The 21,030-nt window shown below is 59.0% G+C and carries 18 protein-coding genes and 1 pseudogene; 11 read left to right on the top strand and 8 right to left on the bottom strand.

The window, feature by feature from the left end:
- Genes ACIQ3A_RS05035 through ACIQ3A_RS05025 form a run of 3 tightly spaced genes read right to left on the bottom strand, consistent with a single transcriptional unit; the run spans position 1 to position 2,855 of the window.
- The gene (locus tag ACIQ3A_RS05035) at positions 1-1,308 is read right to left on the bottom strand and encodes a TRAP transporter large permease (protein ID WP_255561984.1); all 1,308 of its coding nucleotides are present in this window, start codon (positions 1,306-1,308) and stop codon (positions 1-3) included.
- Between the two features lie 8 nt (positions 1,309-1,316).
- The gene (locus ACIQ3A_RS05030; protein ID WP_396430663.1) at positions 1,317-1,808 is read right to left on the bottom strand and encodes a TRAP transporter small permease; all 492 of its coding nucleotides are present in this window, start codon (positions 1,806-1,808) and stop codon (positions 1,317-1,319) included.
- Positions 1,809-1,865: 57 nt separating this feature from the next.
- A complete protein-coding gene (locus tag ACIQ3A_RS05025) occupies positions 1,866-2,855 on the bottom strand; it encodes a TRAP transporter substrate-binding protein (protein ID WP_396430662.1) in 990 nt (329 codons plus the stop codon).
- Positions 2,856-3,122: 267 nt separating this feature from the next.
- Between ACIQ3A_RS05025 and ACIQ3A_RS05020 the strand changes: the two genes are divergently transcribed.
- The gene (locus ACIQ3A_RS05020; protein WP_396430661.1) at positions 3,123-4,019 is read left to right on the top strand and encodes an NAD(P)-dependent oxidoreductase; all 897 of its coding nucleotides are present in this window, start codon (positions 3,123-3,125) and stop codon (positions 4,017-4,019) included.
- A gap of 3 nt (positions 4,020-4,022) precedes the next feature.
- Complete coding sequence (locus ACIQ3A_RS05015) at positions 4,023-5,033, top strand: Gfo/Idh/MocA family protein (RefSeq protein ID WP_396430660.1); 1,011 nt, start codon at positions 4,023-4,025, stop codon at positions 5,031-5,033.
- Positions 5,034-5,072: 39 nt separating this feature from the next.
- Here the strand turns inward: ACIQ3A_RS05015 and senA are convergent, their stop codons facing one another.
- The gene (gene senA, locus ACIQ3A_RS05010; RefSeq protein WP_396430659.1) at positions 5,073-6,365 is read right to left on the bottom strand and encodes a selenoneine synthase SenA; all 1,293 of its coding nucleotides are present in this window, start codon (positions 6,363-6,365) and stop codon (positions 5,073-5,075) included.
- Between senA and senB the strand changes: the two genes are divergently transcribed.
- The 6 genes from senB (at position 6,364) to ACIQ3A_RS04980 (ending at position 11,849) form a co-directional block, all read left to right on the top strand.
- On the top strand, positions 6,364-7,338 hold the full coding sequence (gene senB, locus ACIQ3A_RS05005) for a selenoneine biosynthesis selenosugar synthase SenB (RefSeq protein WP_396430658.1): 975 nt from the start codon (positions 6,364-6,366) through the stop codon (positions 7,336-7,338). The genes senA and senB overlap by 2 nt on opposite strands.
- The gene (gene selD, locus ACIQ3A_RS05000) at positions 7,338-9,692 is read left to right on the top strand and encodes a selenide, water dikinase SelD (RefSeq protein WP_396430657.1); all 2,355 of its coding nucleotides are present in this window, start codon (positions 7,338-7,340) and stop codon (positions 9,690-9,692) included. The genes senB and selD overlap by 1 nt, the downstream gene beginning before the upstream one ends.
- A 40-nt stretch (positions 9,693-9,732) precedes the next feature.
- Complete coding sequence (locus tag ACIQ3A_RS04995; RefSeq protein WP_396430656.1) at positions 9,733-10,395, top strand: cupin domain-containing protein; 663 nt, start codon at positions 9,733-9,735, stop codon at positions 10,393-10,395.
- Between the two features lie 178 nt (positions 10,396-10,573).
- On the top strand, positions 10,574-10,768 hold the full coding sequence (locus ACIQ3A_RS04990; RefSeq protein WP_396430655.1) for a hypothetical protein: 195 nt from the start codon (positions 10,574-10,576) through the stop codon (positions 10,766-10,768).
- 73 nt (positions 10,769-10,841) lie between these two features.
- Positions 10,842-11,150 carry a hypothetical protein gene (locus tag ACIQ3A_RS04985; protein WP_396430654.1) on the top strand — a complete coding sequence of 103 codons (309 nt, stop codon included), beginning with the start codon at positions 10,842-10,844 and terminating at the stop codon, positions 11,148-11,150.
- Between the two features lie 3 nt (positions 11,151-11,153).
- Positions 11,154-11,849: a haloacid dehalogenase type II gene (locus tag ACIQ3A_RS04980; protein ID WP_396430653.1), complete on the top strand. Its 696-nt coding sequence runs from the start codon at positions 11,154-11,156 to the stop codon at positions 11,847-11,849.
- A gap of 12 nt (positions 11,850-11,861) precedes the next feature.
- Here the strand turns inward: ACIQ3A_RS04980 and ACIQ3A_RS04975 are convergent, their stop codons facing one another.
- The gene (locus ACIQ3A_RS04975) at positions 11,862-13,346 is read right to left on the bottom strand and encodes a SulP family inorganic anion transporter (RefSeq protein WP_396430652.1); all 1,485 of its coding nucleotides are present in this window, start codon (positions 13,344-13,346) and stop codon (positions 11,862-11,864) included.
- Positions 13,347-13,481: 135 nt separating this feature from the next.
- Between ACIQ3A_RS04975 and ACIQ3A_RS04970 the strand changes: the two genes are divergently transcribed.
- Both ACIQ3A_RS04970 and ACIQ3A_RS04965 read left to right on the top strand, forming a co-directional pair.
- Positions 13,482-14,678 (top strand): CaiB/BaiF CoA transferase family protein, encoded by a 1,197-nt coding sequence (locus ACIQ3A_RS04970; RefSeq protein WP_396430651.1) that lies wholly within the window; start codon positions 13,482-13,484, stop codon positions 14,676-14,678.
- 121 nt (positions 14,679-14,799) lie between these two features.
- Positions 14,800-15,681 carry a hypothetical protein gene (locus ACIQ3A_RS04965; RefSeq protein ID WP_396430650.1) on the top strand — a complete coding sequence of 294 codons (882 nt, stop codon included), beginning with the start codon at positions 14,800-14,802 and terminating at the stop codon, positions 15,679-15,681.
- 51 nt (positions 15,682-15,732) lie between these two features.
- Here ACIQ3A_RS04965 and ACIQ3A_RS04960 read toward each other — a convergent pair whose 3' ends face one another.
- From ACIQ3A_RS04960 to ACIQ3A_RS04950, 3 genes are all read right to left on the bottom strand, one after another.
- The gene (locus ACIQ3A_RS04960; RefSeq protein ID WP_396430649.1) at positions 15,733-16,515 is read right to left on the bottom strand and encodes a DUF3047 domain-containing protein; all 783 of its coding nucleotides are present in this window, start codon (positions 16,513-16,515) and stop codon (positions 15,733-15,735) included.
- Positions 16,512-18,686 carry an FAD-dependent oxidoreductase gene (locus ACIQ3A_RS04955; protein ID WP_396430648.1) on the bottom strand — a complete coding sequence of 725 codons (2,175 nt, stop codon included), beginning with the start codon at positions 18,684-18,686 and terminating at the stop codon, positions 16,512-16,514. Before ACIQ3A_RS04955 ends, ACIQ3A_RS04960 begins: the two co-directional genes overlap by 4 nt.
- 213 nt (positions 18,687-18,899) lie before the next feature.
- The gene (locus ACIQ3A_RS04950; RefSeq protein ID WP_396430647.1) at positions 18,900-20,027 is read right to left on the bottom strand and encodes a Fic family protein; all 1,128 of its coding nucleotides are present in this window, start codon (positions 20,025-20,027) and stop codon (positions 18,900-18,902) included.
- A gap of 313 nt (positions 20,028-20,340) precedes the next feature.
- Between ACIQ3A_RS04950 and ACIQ3A_RS04945 the strand changes: the two are divergent.
- Positions 20,341-20,904 (top strand): annotated as a pseudogene (locus ACIQ3A_RS04945) (transposase); the annotation flags it as partial.
- Positions 20,905-21,030 lie beyond the last annotated feature (126 nt).

Here is a 21,030-nt window from a genome sequence, read left to right as displayed (position 1 = left end):
TCAGTTGATCATTTCTGGTGAAAAAAGGCGCGGCAAGAACAAGGCAATTTCAGGGAACACGATGACCGCAAGAAGTACAAACAACATGGGAACCACCATGATCATGGTGTCCTTCAAAGCAAAGCGCAGGGGCACTTTGGCCACAGCACACGAAATCATCAGGCACATGCCATAAGGCGGCGTGACCAAGCCAAAGGCCAAAGCCAAGATGCCCACAATGGCAAAGTGCACCGGGTGCATGCCGACCGATTGGGCCAAGGGCTGCAAGGTGGTGCCCACAATGATGATGGCAGGAATCGCATCCAGAAAGCAGCCCACCACCAGGAATGCAGCCGCAATGAACAAGCCGACGCCGATGACGCCCATGCCCCAAGTTTGCACGTTGGACAACAAGGCCTTGGGGATTTGGTAGTAAGCCAGCAACCAACCAAAAACCGAGGCTGTGCCCACGCAAAACAGCGCAACGGCCGACAGCTTGCCTGAATCCAGCACAGCCGCAATGAATTGCTTGAACCCCATCTCACGGTAGAAAAACAGCGACAAGCCCGCTGCATACAACACGGCTGCGGCAGCAGATTCGGTTGCCGTGAACCAGCCCAGCAAAATACCGCCCACGATGATCACCGGCGTCATCAATGCGGGTATGGCGACACCCGCCGACTTGACCAATTCAGCCATATCGGCGCGAGGATAGACCGGGTAGTTGCGCCGGACAGCATAGGCATGCACCGTGGCCATTTGGGCCAAGCCCAGCAACAATCCCGGCACGATGCCCGCCAAGTACATGGCGCCAATAGAAGTTGAAATCACACCGCCCCACACCACCATCAAAATAGAGGGTGGAATGATCACTGCCAGCACGGCAGAAACTGCCGTCACAGCAATGGAGAACGACAGGTCATACCCCTCCTTGACCTGTGCCTCAATGAACAGCTTTCCCTGCCCTGCAGCATCGGCACTGGCAGAACCTGAAATGCCTGCAAAAAAAACAGACAGCAGCACATTGATCTGTGCCAGGCCACCCGGGAAATGGCCCACCAGTGCTCTGGACAAGCGCATTATCCGCTCGGTAATCCCCCCCGCATTCATGAGGTTTGCAGTCAATAAAAAGAAGGGGACCGCCAACAAAATAAAGGAGTTGTAGGTCTTGAATGTTTCATTGAACAAGACCATGGGTGAAAGCCTGGGCTCAAGCACCAAAACCGGCAACGACGCCAGGCCCAGTGCAAAGGCCACCGGGACCCTGATGGCCAATAACAAGAAAAAACAACCGAAGAGAACGAGTGCTGCCTCGCTCGGAGAAAACAATGCAGAGCTCAAACCACTGACTCCTGGTTCACACTTTCATCGCCTGACGATGCGGTGAACATATGGTGCAACAAAAAAACAATCCACAGAAAACCAGAGATAGGCCAGGCAATGAAAATCCACCACATGGGCATGTCAGCCAGCTCGGAGGTCTGGTTCCATCCGAATTGCGTGAACTCGATGCCCCAGTAAAAAATCACACCTGAAAAAACAAGCATGAAAAACTGGCAGATAAACAGCAGAAAACGATTGGCCTTGGCCGACAACTGCGGCAGGAAATCCACGTCAAAGTGCATTTTTTCCCGCACACCCAAGGTGGCACCCAGCATGATCAACCAAATGAAGAAGAACCGGCTCATTTCCTCTGTCCACATGTAACGCGGTATGAAATCGGTGTATCTGGAAAATATCTGCAAGCTCACCGGAACCAACAAAAGCAACAGCGTTACGACAAGAAGAAACGACAACAAGCCATCAATCAACAACAATAATTTTTTCATCGGTAATGGATGGTTCATCCTGAGGGGTGTTTGCGAACAAACACCCCTGAAAGGCAATTATTTCAATGAATTGATCTTGGCAAAGATGGCATCAGCACCCACCTCTTTGGCATAAGCAGCCATCACCGGATCAACCAGTTTTTGCATCTCGGCGCGCTGTGTGAATGGGACTTGCTTGAGCTTGCCTTCCTTGGCGTACTTGTCGAGCTTGGCCTGGTCTTCAGACGACTCGATTTGTCGGCCATAAGCACCTGCCTCTTTGCCTGCCTTGACAATGGCAGCCTGCAAATCAGCAGGGAGTTTTTTCAGGGTCTTGACCGAAAAACACAGGGGGCGAATGGTGATGGCATGGCGCGTCATCAAAATGCTGGGTGCCACTTCGTAGAACTTCATGGCTTCCACACCTGCCGCTTCGTTTTCACCCGCGTTGATCACACCGTTTTGAATGGCGTTGTACACCTCGTTGTAGGCGATCACGGTGGGGGTCATGCCTACAGCGCTGAAAGTGCGGCTCCAGATGGGTGCACCTTGCACACGCACCTTCAGGTTTTTAAGCTCAGCCAGATTGCCAGCAGCCTTGTTGGCAAAAATATTGCGCACGCCACCACCGGCATAACCGATCAAACGGACTTCGGCTTTCTGCTCCACCTCATCGGCAATCGGCTTGAGCACATCCTGATCGAGCACCTTGTTCCAGTGAGTCAAGTCGCTGAACAAAAACGGCGCATCAATGAAAGGTGCTGCCTTGGAGAAGGTGGACATGTGGGCTGGCGAAACGATCGCGTAATCCACGGCTTTGCCCTGGTTCATGTAGGCGAAGTAATCTTTTTCAAGGCCCAATTCGCTGTTTTTGTGCAACACAAAATTAACGGGCTTGCCGTAGTATTTTTTGACCAGCTCTTCAAAGCGCACCATGGCTTTGGTGAAGGCGTGGTCATCGCCAAACTGCGATGCGCCATGCAAAGTGATGGGCGCTTGCTGCGCTTGTGCGCTCAAGGCCATGACCGAAGAAAGAACCACGCCTAACAATGGCTTCAAAAATTTCATGTCTGTGTCTCCTGTATTGATCGTGACAACAACTTGTCTGTGTTGTTGTTTTTTTACTTTAGGCCAAAGCCCTCTGAACCCTCTTGGGGTAAACCATGCTTTGGACGGCGTGCTGTCGCCAAAGTGTCCGGCCGCGCTGGCCCCAGAAGTGGCCTCAGTGATACCTTGAACTGCAACATGGAAGGCAGCAAGCCGTCATTTCGCACCGACCTGGTGCCGCCGGGCCTGAACTTCGGAACTTTTTCATTCATCACACGAAAGAAGCACATGAAACACATTGGTTTTATCGGTGCCTCAGGGCTCATGGGCCACGGCATCGCCAAGAATTTGCTGGCCAAAGGCTTTCAGGTCTCTTTGACCGCGCATTCCAGACGCGAGCCTTTGCAAGATTTGCTGGCCGCAGGCGCCAAGCTCGTGGGCTCCCATGCTGAACTGGCCGCTTGTGATGCAGTCATCATTTGCGTGACCGGCTCGCCTCAGGTCGAGGCCGCACTGGAAGGCCCACAAGGTCTGCTGAGCCAAGCCCGCGCTGGCCTGATCGTGGTGGATGCGTCCACCAGCGAGCCCGACTCCACCCGCCGTCTTGCGGCACGCTGCCAAGCTGCAGGCATGACCCTGGTGGATGCGCCCCTGGCACGCTCACCCGCTGAGGCCGAAGCGGGCAAACTCAATACCATGGTGGGCTCAGCACCAGAAGTCTTTGCCCGCTTGGAGCCGATGTTCAAGGCCTATTGCGAAAACATTTTCCATGTGGGCGAAATCGGCTCGGCCCACGTCATCAAACTCTTGAACAATTTTTTAGCTCAAAGCATAACTACGGCCACGGCAGAGGCCTTTGCGGTGGGGGCCAAAGCGGGCATCGATGTGGCACAGCTGGTGCGCGTGGTGTCGGCAGGCGCGGTCAATTCCGGCCTGTTTCAGGCCATGGCCAAAACGCTGGAGGGCGATTACACCGGCCTCAAATTCGAGTTGAACAATGCGTCGAAAGATTTGCGCTATTACGTGCACCTGACAGAAAGCGTCAAGGCGCCATCTCTGGTGGGCACCAGCGTGCACCAAAGTCTGGTGACAGCCTGCGCCCTGGGCTACGGGGCAGAGCTGGTGCCTTCACTGGTCAAGGCGCAGGCGCAAATCAACCAGGTCAAAATCGGCCAAGGCAGCTGACACATGGCCGCACGCATGGGCATGGCGCTGGTGGGCCTGGGTGCGGCCGCGTTGCCGCACCTGCGCAGTTTGCAAGACCTCGCCGACCGCATCGACTTGCGCTATGCGGTCACCCGCCAGCCGCATGCCGACCGCATTCGTCCTTACACGGGGCCGGTGCAGTTGGTGGACTCGCTCGACCTTGTTTTGCAAGACCCTATCGTGCAGGCGGTCATTGTGGCCACGCCACCCTCCACCCACCTGGACATTTGTCAGCGTTGCTTCGCTGCGGGCAAACACGTTTTGCTGGAAAAGCCACTGGAACTCAACCTGGACCGATCCGCCCGACTGGTGGAACTGGCCAGCGCGTCAGGGCTGAACTTGGGGGTGGTGCTGCAACACCGCTTTCGCGCGGCGGCCATCACCTTGCAACAACTCATGGACGAAGGCCGCTTGGGCGAGGTCCAGGCTGCCTCCGTGCGCGTGCCTTGGTGGCGCACACAAGCCTATTACAAGGAACCAGGGCGTGGCACGTTGGCGCGCGACGGTGGCGGCGTTTTGCTGACCCAGGCCATCCACACGCTGGACCTGTTTCGGGCGCTGGTGGGCGTGCAGTCGGTCAAAGCGGCGACGGTGCGTCAAACGCGACTGCACCAGATGGAGACCGAAGACCATGTGACTGCGCTGATGGTATTGGGCAACGGTGCGCCCGGCGACTTGATGGCCACCACAGCCATGTACCCCGGCTATCCCGAAACAATTGACATCATCGGCACGCTGGGCAGCGCCCGTTTGAGTGGGGCCAACCTGCAAGTGCACTTTTTGGAAGGTGCACCGCTGAGCGTGAGCAGCGAAGGCGGTACGGGCAGCGGCGCCAACATCATGGATTTTTCCCATGAGCCACACCGTGATCTGCTGACCGATTTCATGGAGTCAATCACGCAAAACCGCGCCCCTCGGGTGAACGGGGCGGATACGCTGAAAACCCATGTCCTGATCGACGAGTTGCTGCGCATGGGGGTGTCCACACACTGAGCAATGCGCAGTCTGTGGGCGAATTTTTACGCCAACACCTTACAAGCTCGCCGACCGAAAACCGGCAAAAATATCGCGCCGCTGCGGCAAGAAAAAATTGCGATAGCGCACGTCCACAAGATGCAGCGATGTGGCGGCGCAGGCGCCGCGCAGCACGCGATGGTGATGCCACCAGGGGGCAGAATAGTCGCGGTAAGGGTGCGCCACAAAACCCGGATAAGGCTCAAAGGGGCTGGCCGTCCATTCCCAGACTTGGCCCCAGGCAAAATCTGGCGCGTGCGCCGCACATTCCCATTCGGCCTCGGTGGGCAAACGGCGACCTGCCCATTGACACCAAGCCTGCGCATCGTATGCGCTCACATGCACGGCCGGCGCGTTCAGGTCCATGGCCTGCCAATGGCCAAAGCGCTGCACTTGCCAGTGGCCTTGCACAGACCGAACGTGGGGCGGCAATGCGTGGCCTGTCGCTTGCAAAAATGGCACGTAGCGCGACCAGGTCACAGTCCCCGCATCGATGCTGAAATTCGCCAGCGACAAGGGGTGCGCGGCGCATTCGTTGTCAAAGGCAAAACCGGTTTCACGCTGGCCCAACGTCCAGGTTTGGGCAGGCAGCCGAATTTGAAAGTCGGCTTCTGCGTTTATGGCAGAGGCCGCAGGCAGCGGCTGTGCAGTGACTAAAGGCCTGGCGTCCAAAACCCCATCGCCGCTGCGAAGCGCCTCAGGCATAGACAGGCCCAAGGCCTGCGCCATACAGACCGAAGCTTCGTTGTGCATGGCTTCGTGTTGCAACGCGAGCCGCCAGAAATACAAGGTCTCATCCGTTTCATCGGGTACATCCTGCAAATTTGCCAAACTCCGCTGCATGACCTCGGCCAGATAGCTTTGGGTGTGCGCCAAATCAGGCAAGGACAAGGTCCAACGGCTTTCGTGCGCGACTTCGCTGGAATTGAACAGGGCATCGGCCTGGGGCAAAACTGAGGCGTCAAAAGCGTCACCATCGAACGCGCTTTTTGTCCCCAGGTGCCGCTGTCGGTTACGCACCGTCCACCACTCCTGAAACCAGGCAATATGGCCCCACTCCCAAAGCGGCGGATTCAACTCGGCCTGGGGGGGCACCGACAAATCAGGCAAGTCGGCATGCCAAGCTTGCATGAGCGCCAAGCTGCGGCTGCGGGTGGCTTGCAGGGCCTGCGCCAAGGTCTGTGGTCCGGCAGTGCGAACAGCACTGCGCACCGGGCCCTTGAACCGGCCAAAAGGCAGGCCATTAAAAAGGCCCAAGGGGGTCCGCCCTGCACCCGCCGGGGTACTGCCATTCATGTATAAATCGCTCATGCAAAAACTTCGAGTGGTCATTGTCAGTCCCGCCCTGGCCGATGCCAACAACGGGAACTGGCAAACGGCGCGCCGCTGGCAACGTTTGCTGTCCCCACATTCTGCCCGCATCGTGCGACAGTGGCCGGATGCCCAGGCCGGGCAAGACGACGTCATGCTGGCGCTGCACGCGCGGCGCTCGGCCGACTCGGTACAGGCCTGGCATGCCACGCACGGCCAGCGTGGCTTGGGGCTGGCCCTGACCGGAACCGACTTGTACCGCGACATCGAGTCCGACCTTCAAGCCCAACACTCTCTAGCTTTGGCATCGTCTTTGGTGGTGTTGCAAAGTCTGGGCAAAGAGGCCTTGCCCAGCCTGCACCACAGCAAGACCCGGGTGATCTTTCAGTCCACCGGCATGCGTCAGGCGCTGCCCAAATCACAGCGCCAAATGCGTGTGGTGATGGTGGGCCACTTGCGCGAAGAAAAAGACCCCTTGACACTGATGGCCGCCGCACGGCTGTTGCCCAAAGGCTGCGGCATCTTAATCGATCACATTGGTGCCGCGTTGGACCCGGCTCTCGGTCAGGCGGCTCAGGCCACACAAGCACAATGCCCCCACTACAGGTGGCTGGGCGCTTTACCGCACCCACAAACCCGGCAGCGCATTCAGCGCGCGCACCTGCTGGTGCACACCAGTCGCCTGGAAGGTGGCGCCCATGTGCTGATGGAGGCGATCTGCAGCGGCACCCCCGTGCTGGCCTCACGCATTGACGGCAACCTGGGGCTTTTGGGCAACGATTACACGGGTATTTTTGAGCCGGGTGATGCACAGGGCTTGGCCGATTTGTTGCTGGCTTGCAGAGATCCACAAAAGCATCCTGGCCTGATGGCACACTTGGGGCACCAGTGCGCCTTGCGCGCACCCTTGTTTGAACCGCAGGCCGAACGTGCTGCCTTGCACCGCTGGGTGCAAGACCTCTGGACAATTTGATGCAACTTTCTGAACAACCTGTGCTGCGCGACCTGGTGCTGGTCGGCGGCGGACACAGCCATGTGGGCGTTCTGCACATGTTCGCCATGAATCCCGAGCCCGGGGTGCGCATCACCGTGATTTGCACCGACATCGACACGCCTTATTCAGGCATGCTGCCAGGCTATATTTCGGGCCATTACAGCTTTGACGAAGTCCACATCGACCTGGGCCGCCTGTGCGCCTTTGCCGGTGCACGCCTTTACCGCGATGAGGTGGTGGGCATTGACCGCCAAAATCACAAAGTCATTTGCCGCAACCGGCCTGCCGTGGCCTACGATGTGCTGTCCATCAACATCGGCTCGACACCTCAAGTGCAACAGGTTGCGGGCGCTCAGGCGCTGGCCATACCGGTCAAGCCCATCGCACAGTTCAACCAGCGCTGGCTGGCACTGCTGGAAAAAGCCCGGCAATGGCCGTCGTACCGAGGCCGCATGACGATTGCAGTGGTTGGCGGTGGTGCTGGCGGCGTAGAGCTGCTGCTGTCCATGCAGTACCGCTTGCGCCATGAATTTAAGGCGCTGGGGCGCAGCCCTGAAACCCTGAAATTTGTGCTGCTCACCTCGGGTGAGACGATCTTGCCCACACACAACCCCGGCGTGCGCGAACGCTTTGCCCGGGTTCTGCGAGATCGCGACATCGACGTGCACACCCAGGCCGAGGTGGTGCAGGTTTCTCCTGGCTGCCTGCACACCAAAAACGGCCGCACTTATGACGCCGATGAAACCATGTGGGTCACACAAGCGGGCGGTCCGACCTGGCTGCAAAGCACTGGGCTACAACTGGATGCCCATGGTTTCATTCTGGTCACCCCTCAACTGCAAAGCCTGAACGACCCGTTAGTGTTTGCCGCAGGCGACATTGCCTCCTTCAGCGAGCGTCCGCTGGAAAAAGCAGGGGTTTTCGCCGTGCGCATGGCCAAGCCACTGGCGACCAATTTACGCCGTACCCTGCGTGGCCAAAAGTTGCTGGCCTACCAGCCACAGCGACATTGGCTGGCATTGATCTCTACTGGCAACCGTTACGCGGTGGGTTCTCGCGGGCGATGGGGTTTTGCTGGTGAATGGGTGTGGCGCTGGAAAGACCGGATTGACCGCCAATTCATGCAGCGCTTCACCGAACTGCCCGCGATGGACCCCACTCAGCCGGGGATCAATGCCAGAACGGCGATTCATTCGATGGGGCAGTTGCTCAGAGACATCCGAGCCCAAGGCAAAGCGCCGGCCACCCGCTTGACACTGAGCTCTGAAGAATCCCTGCAAGCCATCTCGGCCTTGGCCATGCGCTGCGGCGGCTGCGGCGCCAAGGTGGGTGCCAATGTCTTGTCGCGTGCCCTGGGCAGCTTGAAGCCGGTCGAACGGGCCGATGTGCTGATTGGCCTGCACGCGCCTGACGATGCGGCCGTGGTGCGTGTGCCGCCGGGCATGGCCATGGTGCACACCGTGGATTTTTTCCGGGCCTTCATAGACGACCCTTACTTGTTTGGCAAGGTGGCTGCCAATCACGCGCTGGGCGACATTTTTGCCATGGGCGCCGAAGCCCAGACCGCCACGGCGGTGGTCACCGTGCCGCCAGGTCTTGAAAGCAAGGTCGAAGACCTGTTGATGCAAATGATGGGCGGCGCCATCGAGGTGCTCAACGCTGCAGGCTGCGCCCTGGTGGGTGGCCACACCGGTGAAGGCCATGAACTGGCGCTGGGTTTTGCCATCAATGGTCTGATCGACGAGAAGATGGACGGCCTGATGCGCAAGGGCGGCATGCAACCAGGCGATGTGTTGTTGCTGACCAAGCCCATCGGCACTGGCACCTTGTTTGCAGCGCACGCACGGCACGCCGCCAAAGGCCGCTGGATCGATGCGGCCTTGCAATCGATGGTTCAATCCAACCAACTGGGCGCCCAGGTTTTGCGCACCCATGGCGCCACCGCCTGCACCGACCTGACCGGTTTTGGCCTGCTGGGCCATCTGGTCGAAATGACGCGCCCCTCCGGCGTGGATGCCGAGCTGCAGATGAGCACCCTGCCGCTGCTGGACGGCGCTGTGGAATGCGTCAAGGCGGGCATCGTCAGTTCCTTGCAACCCGCCAATGTGCGCCTGCGCCGCGCACTGCGCAACGCCGATGAATTTGTGCACGACCCACGCTACCCCTTGCTGTTTGACCCCCAAACTGCAGGCGGCCTTTTGGCCAGCGTGCCTGCAGCGCAGGCACAAGCTTGTGTGCAGGCCCTGCAGGCCGCAGGTTATGTGCACACTGCCATCATTGGGCGCATCACGGTGCAAGGCGAGGCCCTGGAACCTGTGCTGCTGAAAACCTGAGCATCCAATACTCGCCCACCAACATCGCGAACCCATGTCCATGTCCATGCTCCCCCTGAACGCCGACCTGAGCCAACGCTGTGTCGTTGAGGGCAACACCCTCGAGTGGGTTGCGTCGCCTGCAGCGGGCGTATCGCGGCGCATGCTCGAGCGCGATGGCGGCGAAATAGCGCGGGCCACATCCATCGTGCGCTATGCACCGGGCTCGGCATTTGCGTCCCACACGCACGGTGGAGGTGAAGAAATTTTGGTGCTCGACGGCACGCTGCATGACGAACACGGCGTGTACGGCCCTGGCAGTTACATCAAAAACCCAGTCGGTTCCTCGCACGCGCCATCGTCGCCCGAAGGCTGCACCCTATTCGTCAAACTGCGCCACTTAGATCGGCGTGACAGCGAACGCATCGTCATCGACACGCAGCGCAGCGACTGGCACCAAGGCCTGGTCCCAGGCCTGAAGGTCTTGCCACTGAACACCTTTGAAAGCCAAAACACAGCCCTTGTGCGCTGGGCGCCGGAGACGTTTTTCAGCCCCCACCGACATTGGGGCGGCGAAGAGATATTTGTGGTCGAAGGCGTTTTTTCGGACGAACACGGCAACTACCCCGCCGGCAGCTGGCTGCGCAGCCCGCACATGAGCCAGCACCAGCCCTTCAGCCGCGAAGGCTGCTTGATTCTGGTGAAAACCGGGCACCTGGTGTAAGCCCCCTCAAGCACATCGACATGGACGCACTGAGTTCAGTCTTGTCGCGAATCGCTTTGCGGGCGGGTGTTTTTTACAGCGGCAACATCTGTGGCCTGCATGACTTTGAGCACGACGTGTTCAAGCCATCCGCGCAGGCACGACCATTGCTGATGCCAAGCTGGCCGCGCTGTACGCCATGACAAGCACCATGGTCAAGACCAACGGCCAGCCCGACCCGACTGCCGTACAGGCCTTTTTGGCAGCGGGCTACCAAGAAAGCGACCTGCTTTACATCGTTCTGGCCATATCGGTCAAAGTGCTCAGCAACTTCTCCAACCACGCCTTTGGCACTGTGGTGGACGAGCGCTTTGCGGCCTACAAAGTCGCCTAAGGCTCAAGCCTAAGACCCGGCCATAAGGCCCGACATCCACGACAATCAAGGCCTATCATCCGATCTTTGCCGCATGACACCTACACACGTTCCCGAACAATTCGAGCGCACCATGGGTTGCACCGCAGTCGAGCTGATCAGTTGGCTGCCGCGCTCCTTGCCGCATGCCCAATTGGCGGTGGACACAGCGCTTGGGTGCTGTGTGGCATCCTGGCCAGAGGGCTCGCTCAACCTTCAGTGGTCCACGCTGCCCGATCGCTGCATCGCGCTGCTGCGCATTCCGCAGTTGCAAGTGCACTTCGCGTACCAGGGTCTAAACGATGCTGCCCGTTACACACGGCAAAAATTCTTTGATCTGCACACCCACCGAGGAGGCGGTTAAACCATGGCCATCAAGATCGTGGTGTTCGATGCCTACGGAACGCTGTTCGATGTGTACTCGATCAGCGCTTTGGCTGAACAGCTCTACCCTGGCCAGGGCGCGGCCCTGTCGGTTCTGTGGCGCGACAAGCAGATCGATTACACGCGACTGATCTCGCTGAGTGACCCGAGCGAACAAGGCAGTCGACATTACCAATCGTTTTGGGACATCACCCGTGCGGCGTTGCGTTATGCGCTGGCCCGTTTGGGTTTGGTGCACACGGGCGCAAACGAAGACGCGCTGATGGCCCAATATGCCAAGCTCACGGCTTTTTCAGAAAATTTGGGCGTGCTGCAAAGCCTGCGCCATCACGGCGTGGCCACGGCCATTTTGTCCAACGGCAGTCCCGAGATGCTGGCATCGGCCGTGCACAGTGCGGGCATGGATGATTGGCTAGACGCCGTGCTGTCGGTGGACCGTGTGCGCCAGTTCAAGACCACGCCCAGCAGCTACCAAATGGTGCAGGATCACTTTGGCGTCGCCCCGGCCGATGTGCTGTTTGTCTCCAGCAACGCGTGGGACGCGCTGGGGGCCACCTGGTTTGGCTTCACCACACTCTGGGTCAACCGCCAGGGCCTGCCGCCCGAGACCATTGGCCCAGCACCACACCACACGGGCTGCGACTTGAGCGAGGTGCTGAAGGTGCTGAGCCTAGACTGACGGCGCACAAGCTCAGTGCACGATGATGAGGTCTTTGCTGTCCTTGTCGTGCACCGCAAATTTGTCGACCAGCGTCGCGCTGGCTTCGTTCAAACCACGCACCTCCACCTCGGCGCCCTCACGGCGTAACTTCAGCACCACCTTGTCCAAAGCGCTCACAGCCGTGATGTCCCAAAAGTGGGCGCGGCTCACGTCGATCACCACCTGAGCCACGACTTCGTCAAAGTCAAAAGCATCGATGAAGCGGTCGGCACTGGCAAAGAAAACTTGGCCCACGACCTCATAGGTATGCACCTCAGGGGTTCTGGTGGAATGAACCCACAAAATTTGGCCGATTTTGTGCGCAAAGAAAAAGCCTGATAGCAAGACGCCGGTAAGAACGCCTCGTGCCAAGTCGTGGGTGAACACCGTCACGGCCACGGTGGCCAACATGACTACGCTGGAGCTTTTGGGGTGCTCGCGCATATTGCCAATGGAAGCCCAGTTGAAGGTGCCGATCGACACCATGATCATCACCGCCACCAGGGCGGCCATGGGAATCTGGCTCACCCAGTCACCCAGAAAAACCACCAACACCAGCAACATCACACCGGCCACCAAAGTGGACAAACGGCCGCGGCCACCAGACTTCACATTGATAACCGACTGGCCGATCATGGCGCAACCGGCCATGCCGCCAATGAAGCCGGTAGCGATGTTGGCCACCCCTTGGCCTACACATTCGCGGCTCTTGTCGCTCTTGGTGTCAGTCATGTCATCCACGATGGTCGCTGTCATGAGCGACTCCAGCAAACCCACCACCATGAGCGTGGCCGAGTAGGGCAAGATGATCATCAATGTGTCCCAGTTCAAAGGCACATCCGGCATCAAAAACATGGGCAGGCTGTCGGGCAACTCACCCATGTCGCCCACGGTACGAATATTCAGGCCGAGCGCCATAGACACCGCGGTAAGCACCACGATGGTGACCAGCGGCGAAGGCACGACTTTGGTGATGTAAGGCAAGCCATAAATGATGGCCAAGCCCGCGGCGGTCATGGCGTAGACATGCCAGGTCACGCCCGCAGTGGCAGGGTTGAGCTCAGGCAGTTGGGCCATGAAGATCAGAATGGCCAGCGCATTCACAAAACCCGTGACCACCGAGCGCGAGACAAATCGCATCAGACTCCCCAAGTGCAGCCAGCCCGCGAACACTTGCAACACGCCCGTGAGCACGGTAGCGGCCAACAAGTATTGCAAACCGTGGTCTTTGACCAAGGAGGCAATCACCAGCGCCATGGCCCCCGTGGCAGCCGAAATCATGCCAGGGCGTCCGCCGGCAAATGCAATGATGGTGGCGATCGAAAACGAGGCGTAGAGCCCCACTTTGGGGTCGACGCCAGCGATGATGGAAAACGCAATCGCTTCAGGAATAAGAGCCAGCGCGACCACCAGGCCGGCGAGCACATCGTTGCGCACGTTGAACAACCAGATTTGGCGAAAAAAACTGGGTGTCATGTGGGATGGCAACCCCACTGAAAAGCTGAATAAAAGCATTGAATGGTCATGGCTGGATTGTAGGGTTGTCCTCCTCATGTTGGGCCTGGCTGACCCAATCTGGCTAAACTGGTTGGCACAACGGACGCCCCGACCATGCCCAGCATCGCACCCTCTACATCCACGACACGCCCACTCGACCACATCACCGTGGTGGCCTTGGAACATGCGATTGCTGCCCCTTTTTGCACCCGTCAGCTGGCCGACCTGGGGGCGCGCGTCATCAAGGTCGAGCGGCCTGGCACGGGGGACTTTGCCCGCGCTTATGACCAGCGTGCTCGGGGGCTGTCATCCCATTTTGTCTGGGTTAATCGCTCCAAGGAAAGCTTGGCGCTGGACCTTAAAGTGCCGCAGCACCTGGCTGTGCTCAAAGCCCTGGTGGCCAAAGCCGACGTGCTGGTGCAAAACCTGGCACCCGGGGCCACCGCCCGCATGGGACTGGATGCAGCCACCCTGCGCGCGCACAACCCACGACTGATCGTGTGCGACATCTCAGGCTATGGCAACGATGGGCCTTACCGTGACAAAAAAGCCTACGACTTGCTGATTCAAAGCGAAGCCGGTTATTTGAGTGTGACCGGCACACCCGAGCAGCCCAGCAAAAGCGGCAACTCGATCGCCGACATTGCCGCAGGCATGTACGCCTACAGCAATATTTTGTCCGCCCTGTTGCAGCGAGAAAAAACCGGTGAGGGTTCGCACATCGATGTGTCCATGCTCGAAGCCTTGACCGAGTGGATGGGCTTTCCGATGTATTACGCGATGGATGGCGCATCCCCGCCAACGCGCAACGCTGCGGCCCATGCCACCATACACCCCTATGGGCCATTTCAGGTCGGCGGCCAGCTAGGCGTGCATGGCGAGCACATTGGCACCGTGATGCTGGGCCTGCAAAACGAACGCGAATGGGTGCAGTTCTGCCAGCATGTGCTGGTCCAGCCCACCCTGGCAGGCGATCCACGCTTTCACAGCAATGCACAGCGCAACGACAACCGCCTGGACTTGCAAAGCATCATCCTGGACACCTTTGCGCAGCTGACACTGGAGCAGGTGACCGAGCGGCTGGAGCGGGCGCAAATAGCCAACGCCCGCATGAACAACATGGCCGACGTTTGGGCGCACCCGCAGTTGCAGGCCCGCCAGCGCTGGACGCAGGTGGCCTCACCCGCGGGCGAGCTGCCTGCCCTGCTCCCGCCTGGTCGACAAACTGCTTTCAACTACCGAATGGACCCGATTCCGCAAGTGGGCGAACATACAGCGTCGATCCTGAGCGAGCTGGGGATGTGTTTGTAATGGGCAACTTCGCGAAGCAATTGGGTTCAATGCGGCTTATGTTGCGCGCTCAACGCCCGGCCATTCAAGAACCCTTGCCTCCTGCCGATACCAAGATGTGGTTTTCTATACTGGACACACCGTGCGTGAAATATTGATGAAAAACTGGCGCTTTTCCCTGCTTGGCATTGTCTCGATGCTGAGCGTGGCGAGCCTGCCCGTTCAGGCCCAGCCCAAAGCACGTGCCGGCGGGTGCCTGGTCTCTGAATTCAGGTCACTGGCCCTGCTGACACATGATGTGGCGGAGCGCATTGCCAAAGTGACCGATTGGTTAAATCAACACAGTGGAAAGTGCAGCCAGGCGCAATTGACAGCCATTGCCTCCAACCGCGCAACTTGGCTGGGAACAGCCGACACGATCGAAATGGCAGGAAAAGTTGATGGTTTGATGGAAGCAAAAATTGCCAACGACCCAGATTTGATGGCGGCGATGTACACCTCCAAAGGCAAAGAAACACGCGCTTCGGTTGAAGTCACCAAGCCCCCTGCTGCACCCGCGCCCGTGGTGCCAGCGCCTGCTGCCGGCTTGGCTGGTGGCCCGCAGGGCAACATGATGCAGCCCGTCATCGTGCAAGCTGCTGGGGCCGAACCCGCAGAAAAACCCAAGGCGCCTGAAGCACCTGATGGTTTTCTGGGCAGACGGCAGAAAGCCCAGATCACTGAGTTTTTTGAAGAAAACCGGGGGACTGATGAGTGCCCCAAAGGACTGGTCAAACGCGGCACCAAGTGTGAAGCCCAGTTCAAGGAACGGGATTGGAAGCTTCGTCAACCTTTGCCCGCCTCTGAAAGGCCAGAAGATTTGCCCTTGCCCCTCTTGGTCAAGCTGGGCCCCCCGCCACCCGATCACCAGTACAAAAGAGTGGGCGCCGATATTTTGCTGCTGAAGGGGGCACAAAACATCGTGGTCGATGCTGTGCTGGACCTTGGCGGCGTCAGCGTCAAAGTCGCCTCCAAGAGCCCCTAAAACAAAGCTTGCTTGACACGGCTCCGGCGCTTTGACTGCCGCATTCGCGCTTCATTGAACCCAGTCCAGCGCCTTGACCCAGCCCACACTGCGGCTCCCCGTGTTGTCGCTGTCTGCGCCGATCAACACTGCGCGCGCCTGAGGTGCGCTTGAGCCTGCGGGTGATTCGTCAGCAAACAGTTGGGCAAAGTCAGCGGCCACATCGCGGGATTCGTTTTGCCATTGCCCAAGGGGCGCGCCCTTGCCTTGCAGGGTGATGAAACGCACCCGTTTGGTATACGGGTTGGCGCCTTGCAGTCCCGCCGGGTACACGCTGTCCCAGACGTAGCAAAGGGTCGCGGCCGGCAGGTCTTCACCACTCACGCGCCGGGCAATGCGCAGCAAGCTGCGTTCAACAAAAGGCAGGCGCTGCAACGGGTGGTCAAACATCACACACACCTTGAGCGCCGCATCATCACCCGCTTTGGTCAGGATATCGGGCGCCAGCTTGCTGCCAATGAGTGCTTGGTCAAGGCGCCAGCGCCACTCCAATCGGCCCGCAGCCATGGGTGCATGCTCGTGCACCAGCGTGCCATACGACGATTGCGTACTGACTTTGAGCGCACGCTCAGCTTGCACCTCGGCCAGCTCAAAGCGTGTGGCAGGAATATCGGCTTTGGACTTGGGAAACCCCACAAATCGCCAGGATGACGAGGCAAGGCCCTCTGCGGGAACCAAAGGTGCGAGCACCTGGGCATGCACGGCAGCCGACAGCGCCCATGCTGCGACCCCCAGGGTCAGCAAAGCCCGGCGGCACACGCAAGCCGCTGGAATATCAACGCGCCTTTTGCTCATCCGCGCCGCCAATCGTGAAACTTCTTGGCCCAGGCCAACAACTTTTGCGGCGCGTGGGCCCGCTTCCATTCACCGGCGGCGTATTTGTTGGCCTCGGCCAGCGTCGGGTAGGTGTGGATGGTGCCTAAAATTTTATTCAGCCCCAGGCCATGCTTCATGGCCAGCACGTATTCGGCCAGCAAATCACCTGCATGCGTGCCCACAATGGTCACGCCCAAAATGCGGTCTTTGCCGGGCACGGTGAGCACCTTCACAAAGCCCCGCGCCTCGCTGTCGGCAATGGCCCGGTCCAGGTCGTCGATGCCGTACTTGGTCACTTCATACGGGATGTTCTTTTCTTTGGCTTCTTGCTCGTTCAGGCCCACACGCGCCACCTCGGGGTCGATGAAGGTGGCCCACGGGATCACGCGGTAGTCGACCTTGAAAGATTTGAAGTCACCAAACAAGGCGTTGACTGCCGCATACCAGGCTTGGTGCGCCGCCGTGTGGGTGAACTGGTAAGGCCCGGCCACATCGCCTGCGGCGTAGATGTTGGGGTAAAGCGTTTGCAAATATTCATTGGTCTCGACGGTGCGGTGCGTGGGCACGCCGATGTCTTCCAAGCCATAGCCTTGCAGGCGGGCCACACGGCCCACGGCGCAGACCAGGGCGTCAAACACAATTTCGACCTCTTGACCTTGCCCTTCTCCTTGTTGATTGACCACCAAAATTTTGTCATCCCCCCGGCGCTTGCAACGAAGCGCTTTGTGCCCGGTGAGCACCTGCACACCATCGGCCTGCAAAGCCTCTCGCGCCAACACAGAGACCTCTTCGTCCTCGCGCACCATGATGCGATCACCCATCTCGACCTGCGTGACCTGTGCGCCCAAGCGGGCAAAGCTTTGCGCCAGCTCGCAGCCAATCGGCCCACCTCCCAGCACCACCAAACGTTTAGGCACTTCATCCAGCTTCGCAAATTCGTCCCACAGGGTGTCGCTGGTGACGTAGCCCACCTCTTCCAGGCCTGGCAAGGGCGGCACGATCGGCCGTGCGCCAGCGGCAATCACGATGCTGCGCGCTGTTAAGCGCTGGCGGGTGCCGTCGTTCAAGGCTACCTCCACCGTCCACGGGTTCACCAGCTTGCCGTAGCCCTGCAGCACCTCCACGCCAAGCCCGTTGTAGCGCTCGACACTGTCGTGCGGCTCGATGGCTTTGATCACGTCGTGCACACGCTGCATCACGGCCTTGAAGCTGAAGCTGGGCGCGGTGTCGCTCAAACCGTATTGCGCACCGTGGCGCATCTGGTGCGCCAACTTGGCGCTTTTGATCAAGGCTTTGCTGGGCACGCAACCGTAGTTCAGGCAGTCGCCACCCATCTTGTGCGACTCGATCAAGGTCACTTTGGCTTTCACGGCGGCGGCAATGTAGGCCGACACCAGGCCCGCCGCACCGCCACCGATCACGATCAGGTTGCGGTCAAAGGTCTTGGGGCGCACGCTTGCCCAGCGGGCATAGACTTGGCGCTTTTGAATGGCCGCCACCCCGCGCCGCGCCAACAGCGGGAAGATGCCCAGCAACACAAAGCTGCCCAAGAGCGCCGGGCTCAAGATGCCCTGTACCGAATCGAGCTGCGCCAGTTGCGTGCCGGCATTCACATACACCGCAGTGCCCGCCAGCATGCCGAGCTGACTGACCCAGTAATACGTCCAGGTCTTCATGCGGGTCAGGCCCATCAGCAAGTTGATGAGAAAAAATGGCACCACCGGAATCAAGCGCAAAGTGAACAGGTAAAACGCCCCTTCTTTGTCCACCCCCGCGTTGATGTCGGCCAGGCGCTGGCCAAAGCGGGATTCCACCCAGTCACGCAGGACAAAGCGGGACGCCAAAAATGCCAAGGTGGCGCCGAGGGTGGACGCGAACGACACGATCAACAACCCCCACCACAAGCCAAACACCGCCCCACCGGCCAAGGTGATGATGACTGCGCCCGGAAAGGACAAAGCCGTGGCCACGACATAGACCCCAAAGTAAACCGCCGCCACCACGAGCGGTTGCTGCGCGTAGAGCTGGTTAAAACTGGCCTGGCTGGCCTTGAGTTGCTCAAAGCTCAAGTAACGCCCCAAGTCCAGCGCCACAAAAGCGCCGATGACCAAGGCCAACAAGAGCAGCAAAACAATTTGACGAAGACGCATGAAAAACTCCAAAGTGGTCTAGGCCCGGCAAAGAGCACCCTTAAGGCGACTTGAACCGTAACCGCAGATACCTGTTTATTCGGCGAGATAGCGGAATAAGTTACAACTGCCGCCTTCCTTAAAAGAATCCACCAGCCCCTTGAAGGCTTGAGCGATAAGCAAACCCTTAATTTTTCTAGGAGCACCCCGTGGGCGATGGGCGTGGCGCACGCCCTACATCAACCACGAATAGGCTGTATTGCGCCCGCCACCTTCGAGGCGGCGCAATACACCACGCGCTAACAAATCATTGATATCGCGCAGCGCCGTGTCGGCCGAACATTTTCCGATGGTGGCCCACTTGGCGTTGGTCAACTGGCCGTCCATGCCATCGAGCACGCGATTGAGCACCGAAATCTGGCGTGGGTTCAGGGGTGTGCCAGACCAGCGTTGCCAGAACTGTGCTTTGTCCAAAACCCCTGCTAAGAGGTCATCCGCACCCTGCACGGCGCGCAACAAACAAGCGGAAAACCATTCCAGCCATGGCGTCACGTCCATCGTGCCGCGCTGGCTGGCTTCGAGTTGCTCGTAATACTGTTTGCGCTCGCGCTGAATTTGCGCACTGAGGCTGTAAAACCGTTGTGCAGCGCCTTCTGCTCGGGCCAAGGCCATATCGCCCACGGCTCGGCTGATGCGGCCATTGCCGTCGTCAAACGGGTGCAAGGTCACCAGCCACAAATGTGCCAACCCAGCGTGCACCAGCGCATCACACACCGGCCCGGCGTTGAACCATTCCAAAAACGCGGCTGTTTGTGCGGACAGTGTGTGGGCGGGCGGTGCCTCAAAGTGCACCTTTTCGCGACCCACCGGGCCTGAGACCACTTGCATCGGACCCGCTGCGTCGTTGCGCCAGGCGCCGACCTGAATCCTCAGACGGCCGCTAAAGCCAGTGGGAAACAGCGCCGCATGCCAGCCAAACAAGCGCTCGGCCGTGAGCGGTTGGGCGTGTTGCTGGGTGGCGTCCAGCACCATGTCCACCACGCCATCCACATGGCGGTCAGCGGGCGCGAGCGCGCCAATGTCCACCCCCAACTTGCGGGCAATGGACGAGCGCACAGCCTCCAAGTTGAGCGTTTCGCCCTCAATGGCGCTGGTGGTGATGACCTCTTGCGTCAAAACCTGCAAAGTCGCCAGATCGCGCTGCGCCAACCCCAAATGCGCCATTCGACCGGCCAACTCACCTTGCGCGCGGTGCAACTGTGCCAAAGGCCCCACCAGCGCAGTCGCGTCATATCGCCACTGCGGCCAGTCGGGGCGCTGCCACAGGTAAGTGCGTTTACGGGGAGGCTTGTCGGCAAACATGCGGTGATTATGCGCTCTATTCGCCGCATATATTGCGGTGAATTATGAAGTGATTCACCGCACCAGAAGGCATGTTTGGGATCGGCAGCGGCTCCCTCAGCCAGCTTTGGTTTGGATCAAGGGTGGGTTTAAGGGTGCGCACGCGAGTTGGGTACGCAAAAAGTTTTGTAGCTGATTTTTCGTATTTAGTCGCTCCTGCAAAACCCCTGCAACCCGCATGAATGCTTGTGATCTGGGGTGAATCCGGATGGTCAGAACTCTCAAATAAATATCCAATGGAGCCTGTTTTCTGGGAGTTTTTGAAAGCAGCGCCATGACCGATGACTTTTTCCGCAACCGCCTGGACCAGATGATCGATTTGCGCCACCCGCTGGCGGTGCTGGCCAACCGCATGCCTTGGCAAGCGATCGAAGCTTCCTTGGCCCAGCGCTGGGCACGCCAGGTCAAGGCTGGCAAGAAGATCGAAGACCTGGACTTGTTTGGCCCGCTCTCGGGCGTTGCCGGTGGCGGCGTCTCCAATGCCGGTCGTCCTCGTTTGCCCACCCGTTTGATGGTGGCGCTGCTGTACCTCAAGCATGCGTTCAACGAGAGCGATGAGGATGTGATCCAACGCTGGGGTGAGACCCCCACCTGGCAATACTTTTCTGGCAACGAATATTTTGAGCACCAGTGGCCTTGCGACCCGACACAACTGGGGCGCTTCCGCAAAGCACTTGGCGAAGAAGGCGTGGAAGAGCTGCTCGCCCGCACCATGGAGGTGGCGGTCACGCTCAAGCTGATCGCCAAGAAGGAATTGACCCGTGTGATCGTGGACTCCACGGTGCAAGAAAAAGCCGTGGCTCACCCCACCGACAGCAAATTGCTGGAGACGGCCCGCCCGAGTTCGACACCAAATCACAATTTCCCCCTTTTTTGCCCATCCGGTCTCAATAAAATCAAGCACTTACAGCTGATGCTCTGATTTTTCTGTAGTGGCAATATTGTTACCAATAAGTGTGGGCAA

This window comes from Limnohabitans sp. (assembly GCF_044361985.1).
In the GTDB taxonomy this organism is placed as follows: domain Bacteria; phylum Pseudomonadota; class Gammaproteobacteria; order Burkholderiales; family Burkholderiaceae_C; genus Limnohabitans_A.
The sequence above is the reverse complement of the archived record's forward strand: the minus strand, read 5'-3'. Positions and strand labels throughout refer to the sequence as shown.